At 50.1% G+C, this 10,221-nt stretch carries 2 protein-coding genes; both read left to right on the top strand.

Annotated elements, in window-relative coordinates; translation table 11 throughout:
* Positions 1-41 precede the first annotated feature (41 nt).
* On the top strand, positions 42-9,443 hold the full coding sequence (locus ABZR88_RS05555; RefSeq protein ID WP_107828404.1) for a neuraminidase-like domain-containing protein: 9,402 nt from the start codon (positions 42-44) through the stop codon (positions 9,441-9,443).
* Between the two features lie 125 nt (positions 9,444-9,568).
* Positions 9,569-10,210 (top strand): hypothetical protein, encoded by a 642-nt coding sequence (locus tag ABZR88_RS05550; protein WP_146166522.1) that lies wholly within the window; start codon positions 9,569-9,571, stop codon positions 10,208-10,210.
* Positions 10,211-10,221 lie beyond the last annotated feature (11 nt).

The following is a 10,221-nucleotide window of genomic DNA, read 5'->3' as shown; positions in this document are numbered from 1 at the left end:
CTATAACCAGACAATTCATCCACACCTAACATCAATCAGTTATGAAAGCAGATAACATGCTCGGTATTGTAACCGATGCCCAAACAGGCAAACCAGTGCCGGGCGCTAACGTAGCAGCCTGGAGCACTTCCCCCGCGCTTAATGCGCCGGTGGCCACAGCAACAAGCGATGCAAACGGCCGTTTTGAACTTAAATTTCCGGCAAACATCCCGCCGGAGGTGGTCAAACAGTTTCCAAACATCCGCTTCAACGTATCGCTGAACAATGAAATTTTAACCGGCAGCTACACTACCCAAACGTGGAACGTGCTGGAATTAAAAGAAGAAATTCACCTCGTAGTAGATGCATCATCAGTGAGTGCAACGCGAGCGGCCTGTACCATACAAGGTACGGTTTACAGCTCTCGCGGCGAAAAACTGAGCGGCCTGCAGGTAAAAGCCTTTGACCGCGACTTACGCAGCGAAGAGCCGCTTGGCGAAGCCGTTACCGACAAAAAAGGCGCCTACCGCATTAGCTATACCCGCGAGCGCTTTGCCAATAACGAGTATGATACTGCCGATATACTGATGCGCGTTTACGATGGCGATAAACAACTGTTTGAAACACCAACCGGCGATATTTTATACAACGCTGCACAGAAGGTTAAGATCGATATCCGCCTTACGCAAGATCCGGTAACCAAACTAAGTGAGTTTGAAACTTATCAGCAACGCATCTCTCCCCTAACCGGCAAAATCAGCTTTGACCAGTTGGAGGAAACAACTACTCATGCTGATATCACCTTCCTTTCTAAAGAAACCGGCTTGGATTATGCCTATCTGGAATACCTGGTGCTATCGTTTAAAATTGAACAGCAGTTTAAATTTCTGCCTCAGTTTTTTTACGCCATCTTCAGGCAAGGCTCTTTACTAAAAACTGATCTGAGCCAGTGGCTCACCACCCGCGTGCTGATCACTTTACAATCAGACATTAAGGAACTGGTTTACGAGACCGCTTTAATGCCAGAAGCAACCATTAAAACCGATATTGCAAACGCCATCAAAGCCAACATCATCCCTGATATCAGCAAGCGTTTGCCCGAAATGCTGAAGGCTGTAACTGCACTGAAAGACGAAGCCACCAAATACATCCAGCAGGAACGCCCGCAACAATGGGCCAACCTGGTGATGCAGAGTATTGACAAAGGCAGTTACCAGGACGTGGTACAACTCATCAGCAAAAATGCTTACGGCAACCTGCCGCAACTACTGAATAGCATTCTGGCGGCCAATCCGTTTAAAGACGCGCAGTCGGCCGGAGACACCAAAATAAACATTAATCTGGCAGGAATTTTGGGTACCGATGATCGTGTGATCAACCACGTAAAAACGGCGGCCGGTATCACCGACGAAAAAGACTTGCCCAAACTGGCCGAGCTACATGCAGACGACTGGAAAAAAATGCTCTCCAACATAGCCGATCCGGAATTACGTGCCAGTGTTGCATCCAATGCAGACCAACTGAATAGCTATGCCAATATACTCAGCAATCGCTTTGCCAAACAATACCCTAACGCGGCGTTCAAAGCCAGCTTTAAACGCGATGACAACCACCTGTTCAGCTCAAAAGATACCATGCTGGCCGCGCTTGACAAAGCACCGGAAGTTGACCTTGGCGGCAAACCAATTGACACCCAGGTGAAACATCTGCAACTGGATGACGACACCCGCCAGCAACTACGCGCCCTGCAAAGGTTGTACAAGCTTACGCCTGATTATGCCAAAGCCAAACAACTGCACAGTGATGGCTTGCACTCTGCCTACCAGGTGGTGGGCATGGGCCAGAAACAGTTTGTAAAAAAATATACCGCCAACAACACTTTTGGCGAGCAGGAAGCAGCGGCGCTTTATCAAAAAGCAGCAAATGTGCATACCGCCGCCATGCACCTGGGTGCCGAATTGAAAGACTATGCTTCATCTGGCGGTGTGCAGGCACTTAATGGCCAGGTACTCATGGCCAAAATTGAGCAGATCTCCAAAGATTTCCCTAACCTGAAATCGCTGTTCAGCGAGATTGATTTGTGCGAATGCGATGACTGCCGCTCAGTTTATGGCCCGGCCGCTTACCTGGCAGATGTGCTGCAGTTTTTGAAGAACCGGATGCTGGCCAATGGCACTAAAACCGCTAAGGATGTGCTATTTAAACGTCGCCCGGATATTGGAGAACTAGACCTGAACTGCGACAACGCCAACACCCCTATCCCCTACATAGACCTGGTTTGCGAGGTATTGGAAGATGCTGTAGCACCCGAAGAAGGCGTACTGCTGGACAGCACCTACACCCCAGATATGGTGGCGGGCCTGATCACTCCGCATTTACTGAGCGGTTTAACCACCAATGCTTTTGATCGCATCACTGCGTCGGCCATTTTGTATCCTAAATACAACGAGGCCGGTGTAGACACCTTCATTTTGCGCGATGCTAAAAGCACCACCAAAATAGCCGCAGAGGGCACCGGCTGGCGCGCCACCCGTTTGAAACAAACACACCTGACAGCCGACGAACTGAACGCTGCACCAGAGTATGTGAACGATCTGGCTTACCAAACACTGCAAAGCTCAAACATCTCTTTCGGTCTGCCATTTGACCTGTACCAGCAAGAGGCTGATGCCTTACTACAGGTAGTGGGCGTTAATCGTGCCGACCTGATGAACACCCTGGCTAACAGCGCCGGACCAGATGCCACATCTATAGCGGCCGTCTATCTAAAAATCCCACCGGCAGAAAGAGCGCTGATTGTTAATGCCGATAACTCTGCCGCCAGCCAAACCATTTTCTGGAGTACCGGCGCACAGCCGCCAATCCCCTTCCTGCAAGAGGTTGATATCTTCCTTAACAAAAGCGGATTGACGTATAAAGACTTGCAACGATTGTTGACACTAAGCTTTATCAACCCGGGCGATACCATGTTTATCCAGCACCTGGATAGCTCTTGCGATACCGCCAAAAAACTGATAGCCAACCTTGATCTGGATGCGCTTGACCGGATACACCGTTTCCTGCGGTTGATGCGCAGAACCGGCATTGATATGGCTAACCTGAACCGCGTTATTATGGACGATGGCCTGGGTGCCCAACAACTGAATGACAACACACTAGTACTGCTTTATGGCTTGCTGCACCTGCAAAACAGCCTGAGCGGCACCTTAGAGCAAGCCATTGCTTTCTACGGCCGCATGGCTGATGATAGCGATACCGCGCTCTATCAATCAGTTTACCTCAATCGCCGTGTTACCAAGCCGGTTGATGATGCCTTTACACTGATTAAGATTGCCGCTAACGAGGCCTTGCCTGTTGCCAGTCGCGATACACTGGCGGCCCATTTAACCAATTTGGCGCTAAGCCTCAAGTTAAAACCAGATGATGTAACTTTCCTCATCAGCAAAATAAGCGGCGGCGATACCACGCTCACCCGCGATAACATGGCCTTCTTATACCGCAATGCTTTGCTGGCCAAAACTTTCGGGCTGAAGGTGCAGGATATGTATGAGTTGAGTTCAATTGCTGGTCAGCCATTGTTTACATCTCCGGCAGATACCAACACCTTCATCAGCACCATACAATTCATCCAATCGGCTGGCTTTACCGCGGCAGACCTACGCTGGTACTTGCAGAACGATGATACCACCGGTCTGTTAACTTTAACAGATGATACCATTACTACCTGGCTTAAAGGTTTGCAGGCGGCCTATCAACAGGCTTATACCGCTAACAAATCTGCCTTTGATGCTACGCTACCTGCCAGTCAAAATGCCGATGCACTGAAACAAAGCATCTCCTTATTGCCAAATCTTACGGCGCAAGTGGTTAGCAAAATTATGGCCATCATCAGCGGTCAGTTTACAGATGTGCTTACCCCGCAAGCATATGTTGCTGCTAACCTGAACACCTATTTTGACACCACCGATGCACAGAACAAGATCACTGCACTGCTGGCCCTGCCAGGCGGCGATCCGGGTATCCCGGCTGCACAGAATAATCTGGTTGCATCGTTAGCCGCAAGCGTATCTGCCTACCTGTATACCCAGGCCAAGCAAACCGCGCTTTACGCCGCTACCGGGGCCACTTTTGGCAGCACCGATGTGGTTACCCAGGTATTGCTCAATAATGCCTCGTTAAAAGAACCGCTGCCGGTTGAAAAACTGATTAGCGTATTAACCACCGATACACTGGTAGATCAAGCCAATACCCCACCGGTATTACCTGCTGTAAACGCCACCGCGTTTGATCGCCAGTACCGCGCCGTGCGATTGCTGAAGCTGATGACCACCTACATCAACAAGCTTACCATTAGCGCAAAAGACCTGCAATGGCTGCTGCAAAACAACGCCGCCATGGGCTGGCTGGAACTGGATACCCTGAGGTATCAAAGCGATGTAACCGCCGCTGATTACCAGAAATGGGTAAAACTGCAGCAGGCTTTGCAATTGATGCAAACCTACGGTACCTCGCCTAACCCGGCAGATGCCACCATAATCTGGTCATGGACCGATGTTTGGAATCTGGTAGTAACCGGCGCCCCAAAAGCCGGTCTGCAAACCATGCTGGCACAATTTACCGGTTGGGATGCGGCTGATGTAAGCGACCTGGATACTTACTTCGGCTATGTATTCCCTGATGCTTATCAAGATTCATCAACCTACCTGCAATTAGATAAGGCTACCGCTGCACTACGTTTGCTGGGCGTGCCAATTGCTATTGCATCGCAATTCATCAAACCAGTGCTAACCGCAACAGAGGCCGGGTTGATTACCCAGGCGCTGCGCAACAAGTATGACGAGGCGCAATGGCTCAACGTTATCCAACCGGTAGAAGATGCCCTGCGTCCGCAAAAACGGGATGCCTTGGTGGCCTACCTGCTGGCCTCAAACCCGGATTTGACCAGTACCGATGACTTGTATGATTACTTCCTGATGGATGTAGAAATGCAGCCGGGTCAGCCAAGCTCGCGCATTGTGATGGCGCATGGCATGGTGCAACTGTTTGTACAACGCTGCCTGATGGCGCTGGAACCCGATGCCATTGCCGATGTTACCGACGATGACGGCTGGGCACAGTGGGACTGGATGAAGAACTTCCAGGTTTGGGTGGCCAACCGCAAAATATTCCTTTATCCGGAAAACTGGATAGAGCCGGAATTGCGCACAGATAAGTCGTACTTCTTCTCAGACCTCATCTCAGAACTGCAGCAAAACGAGATTACCGACAACAACGTGGAAACCGCCGCCATCCATTACCTGGAAAAACTAGACGATGTGGCCACGCTTGATGTACGCGCTTGTTACTATGACATCAACACCTACACCACCCATGTTATTGCCCGTGTACGGGGCGGCAGCACCTACTACTACCGCACCTGCACCAAAGAACGCAAATGGGAACCGTGGACCAAGGTTGATGTAGATATCTCCGGCGATCACCTGCTGGCTTATATGCACAGTAACCGCTTGTTTATTGCCTGGCACCTGCCAACTGAAGAGGTGGAGCGCACCCAGCAGATCGATATCCCGTCAACCCCAATCAGTGAGGCAGCGCCGGTGCCAAGAAAACGCTACCAGATCCAACTGGCCGTGAGCGAGTTGATTGATGGCGTATGGCAACCCAAACGCACCTCGCAAGATTACCTGGTGACTGACTTTATGGATGAGCAGGACCTGCACAACCAGAAAGACACTTTCCGAATGATCGACTTCAGTATGGGCACCGTTGGTTATGGCATTTTGTGCACGTTTAATGATTACCCTATCGGCATGTTCAACCTGGCAGGCTGCAAGGGTTATCCGGAGGTAGCCAACTGGAGCGAGGATATGCCTTACCTTGATTTCATTCCGGATTTTAAGGACACCTCGTTCCTGCAGATGCAGTATAAAGAAAAAAACAACCGCGAAACCGATACACTGGCGGCAAGAGATATCTTTAGTCCGTTTGCATATGAAACTATTCTCAATGCCACACCAGGCACGTTCAGGATCACCTATCCGCATGAGTTCTCACTGATCGACTGGATCTATGTGGCGCTGGAAACCATCCTGCTGCAACAATCGCATATGTCAGCTTCTTTTGTAAAAGAGCGCGGCTTTGTATTGCCAATGGCCAGCTTTATGCCGTTCTTCTATGCTGATAACGACAGAGAGTACGTGATCATCCCGGGTTTCTTTGACGAAAACGGCTCTAATGAACGCACCTTCAGCGATATCTACCAGTTCCTGACAGATCTGATTGCTTTTGTGAAAAAGTATCTGCTGATGCTGATTGCAGATCCGGCTCACGACCTGAACAAGATCAAACAGGAATACCTGGCCGATCCCGAATACGCCAAGCTGGCTGCCGAGTGGGATTATTACAAAAACCACAAGCCGCAAATGATGTTCCGCAATTTCTACCACCCGCTGGTATGTTATATCAAGAGCGCGGTTTACAATGGCGGCATCCAATCAATTATGACGTATGAGGTGCAATCTAAAGTGAACAGCTTCAATTTCAACAGTACCTATCAGCCTACCCCAGTAGTGGCGCACCCATACCCTGTTGAGGACATTGATTTTACCGCCGAAGGCAGCTATTCTTCTTATAACTGGGAGCTGTTTTATCACCTGCCGTTCTACGTAGCCAATCAGTTGAGCCTTAACCAGCAATTTGAAGAGGCCCGGAAATGGTACCACTACATTTTTAACCCGATTGGTGGCGCAGGCGGCAGCGCTCCGCAGAAATACTGGATCACTAAACCATTCCATGAGTTTTTTGATTATGCCGATCAGCGCATCGATACCATTATGAACGATATAGCGAGTGATCCAACCGGTACCGTTTATACCGATCTGACCCAGGCGGTACAAAGCTGGCGCGAAAATCCGTTTATGCCGCATGAAGTGGCGCGCACCCGTCCGCTGGCTTATCAAAAAGCCCTGCTGATGAACTACCTGGACAACCTGATTGCCTGGGGCGACAACCTCTTTATGCAAAACACCATGGAATCATTGGTGCAGGCAACACAGATGTACATACTGGCCGATAAACTGCTGGGACCAAAACCACAGATCATCCCTCCTGCCGTGCCGGTGCCTGATGAAACCTACAATCAGTTGGAAAGCAAGCTCGACTCGTTCAGTAATGCGCTGATCGACCTGGAAAACCTGGTGCCAGACCTGAACCTGCTGCCGCACAAAGGCGCAGAACTGCCGCCGCCACCGGCCACCCTGTCCTCGCTTTACTTCTGCATCCCTGCCAACGCTAATTTGCTGGGTTATTGGGATACCATTGCCGACAGGTTGTTCAAGATTCGCAACAGCGAGGATATTAACGGCGTGCACCGTGTGCTGGCATTGTTTGCTCCGCCAATTGATCCGGGGATGCTGGTGCGTGCTACTGCAGCCGGGCTGGACATCAGTTCTGTGCTGAGCATGTTGAGCGCGCCGCTGCCTATCTACCGCTTTACCGTGCTGATCCAAAAAGCTACCGAGTTTACCGAACAGGTAAAAGCGCTGGGCAACCTGCTGCTCTCTGTTCTGGAGAAGAAAGATGCCGAAAGCCTGGCGCTGCTGAAATCGACCCAGGAAATTAAGCTGCAACAGCAGGTGCTGCAAATCCGTCAATCGCAAATTGATGAGGCTAAGCAATCCATCGAGGTGCTGAACAAAACCAAAGATGTTGCCCAAACCCGCTTTAATTTCTACGATAGCCGCGATTTTATGAACGGCTGGGAAATTGCACAGGCCGGTATCTCTGGCGGTGCCATCATCTCAGAGATCGTGGCAACCGTGTTAGATGCCACATCAGGCGGCACACACATGATTCCAATCATCACTGGTGGTGGTGCAGGCTTCGGCGGCTCGCCGGTGGTAACGGTATCTTTTGGTGGTAATAATGTGGGTAGCTCAACCGCCAGCTTTGCCAGTTTGTTCCGTGGCATTGCAGGTATCCTGCACTCCACCGCCGGTTTGATAGGCAACATTGGCAGCTACCAACGCCGTATGGACGACTGGCACCTGCAACGCGATATTGCATCGGGCGATATGGCGCAGATAGACCAGCAGATTGTGGTGGCCAACATCCGTAAGGATATTGCCAGCAAAGAGTTCGGCACGCAACAAACGCGCATCAGTCAGGCTCAGGAGGTAGATACCTTCCTGAAAACCAAGTATACCAATAAAGATCTGTACTCATGGATGCTGAGTCAGCTGAGTACCGTTTACTATCAGAGCTACAAACTGGCGTTTGATATGGCACAAAAGGCACAGCAATGCTACCAGTATGAACTGGCTAATGATAGCACTTTTATCCAGTACGGTTATTGGGATACCATGAAGAAAGGCCTGCTCTCCGGCGATCAGCTGTTGACCGATATCAAAAAAATGGAATCGGCCTACTATGATAACAACCGCCGCGAGTTTGAGCTGACCAAGAGCGTCTCGTTAGCATCCCTGTCGCCAGAAGCGCTGATGCAGTTACGCAATACCGGCCAGTGCGATTTCAGCATCCCCGAAATGCTGTTTGATATGGATTATCCGGGCCAGTACCTGCGTCGCATTAAAACGGTATCATTAACGGTGCCATGCGTTGCCGGTCCGCTCACTACGGTAGCTTGTACCCTATCGCAGGTAAGCAACAAGTACCGCAAAAACACGCTGCTCAAAGCATCAGGAGCAGACGCGTACGACAAATATGCCGAAAACACCGAGGGCGATGACCGCTTTGTTTACAACATCGGTTCCATCCAATCAATTGCCACCAGTCACGCTCAAAATGATGCCGGCATGTTTGAAGTAAACTTCCGCGATGAGCGTTACCTGCCGTTTGAAGGCACCGGTGCCGTAAGCTCATGGCATTTGGAAATGACCGATCCATCCGTACTGTCGCAATTTGACTATCAGACTATTACCGATGTGATCATTAACGTTGGTTACACCTCAAGACCAGGCGGTGGCGCGTTCAAACAAACCACTACAGATTACCTGAAACTGCTGTTCAAAAAACTGATTGCTGGCGTACCTGTAGCCGGTCTGTACCGCATGTTTGATCTGAAACACGAAATGCCAAACAACTGGTACGCGTTTATGAACGATGGCTCGGCCACCTTCAGTGCCGATATCAGCAAGGCTAACCTGCCGTTCTATACTCAAAACAGTGGTTTAAAGGTTACGGTACAAAGTGCGGCGTTGTTTGTGCTCACTACCGGCAGCACGCCAATCACCGTAAGCATTAACGGTGGGGCGGCCGCACCACTGGGTAAAGACGCCACCCGTTTTGGCAGCCAAATCCAGTTTATTGACCCGGTTGATACCATCACCGGCAACCTGCTGAGTGCAGACGATAAGATCACGGCCTCTTTTAATGTGCAAAGTTTTGCAGCCATTAAAAGCCAGATTACCGATGCGTGGGTGGTGCTTAACTACACCCTTGGTTAACGGTTCCTTATATCGCCGGCGTTGCTTTACGGGCAACGCCGGCGATATTATTATATATTTAAAAGTTAATATTTATTAACTTGGCTTAACAATCCTATCAATCATCTAAAACCTTCTACACCTTTATGAAAGCTTCTTCACTATTTAGTTTAATACTATTGGCTGTTGCCATTGTATTAGCGGTTTTATGGTACCGCGACCATTCGCGCCTAACAGATCTGACCGTTGCTGCTGCCAAATGGCAAAAAATCGACTCGCTCGAAAAGCGTTTTGACGAGCGCGCCACCACCTGGCCCAAACAAGCGGCCGAGGGCGGCACCACCATCAATGTGGCCGTTGCCAAACGCTATATTGCCAATTACCAGCGCACAGCCCTGCGCATGGAAGACAATGCCGCCAATTTAACCAATAGTATATGGGTAGATGCCGCATCACTAAGCAGCATGATGAAAACCATTATTGAAAACAATGGCGATGGCATCAGGGTTTACTACTCCAGGTACCCGGTATTAAAAACAGACCCAGACCCGCGAAGAGCCGACGGTGGCGCATTGGACAATCATAACTCCATCGTTATTTTCACTACCAAACCGGCTGCAAGATCGGCAGCTTTGCATGACGATGTTTTTTATGGCACCAAAGCACCGGCCACGCCGCCAGCATCTGGCACGCCAACTGTGCGTAGTTTAAGTCTTGCGCAGTCATCAGATCAAGCGTACAATTACAACGGCACTTGTCCGCCAAACACGTGTGATACCGGCCAATAACACACGCGCCC

This window comes from Mucilaginibacter yixingensis (assembly GCF_041080815.1).
Taxonomy (GTDB): Bacteria; Bacteroidota; Bacteroidia; order Sphingobacteriales; family Sphingobacteriaceae; genus Mucilaginibacter; species Mucilaginibacter yixingensis.
This window is presented reverse-complemented; position numbering and strand designations above follow the sequence as displayed.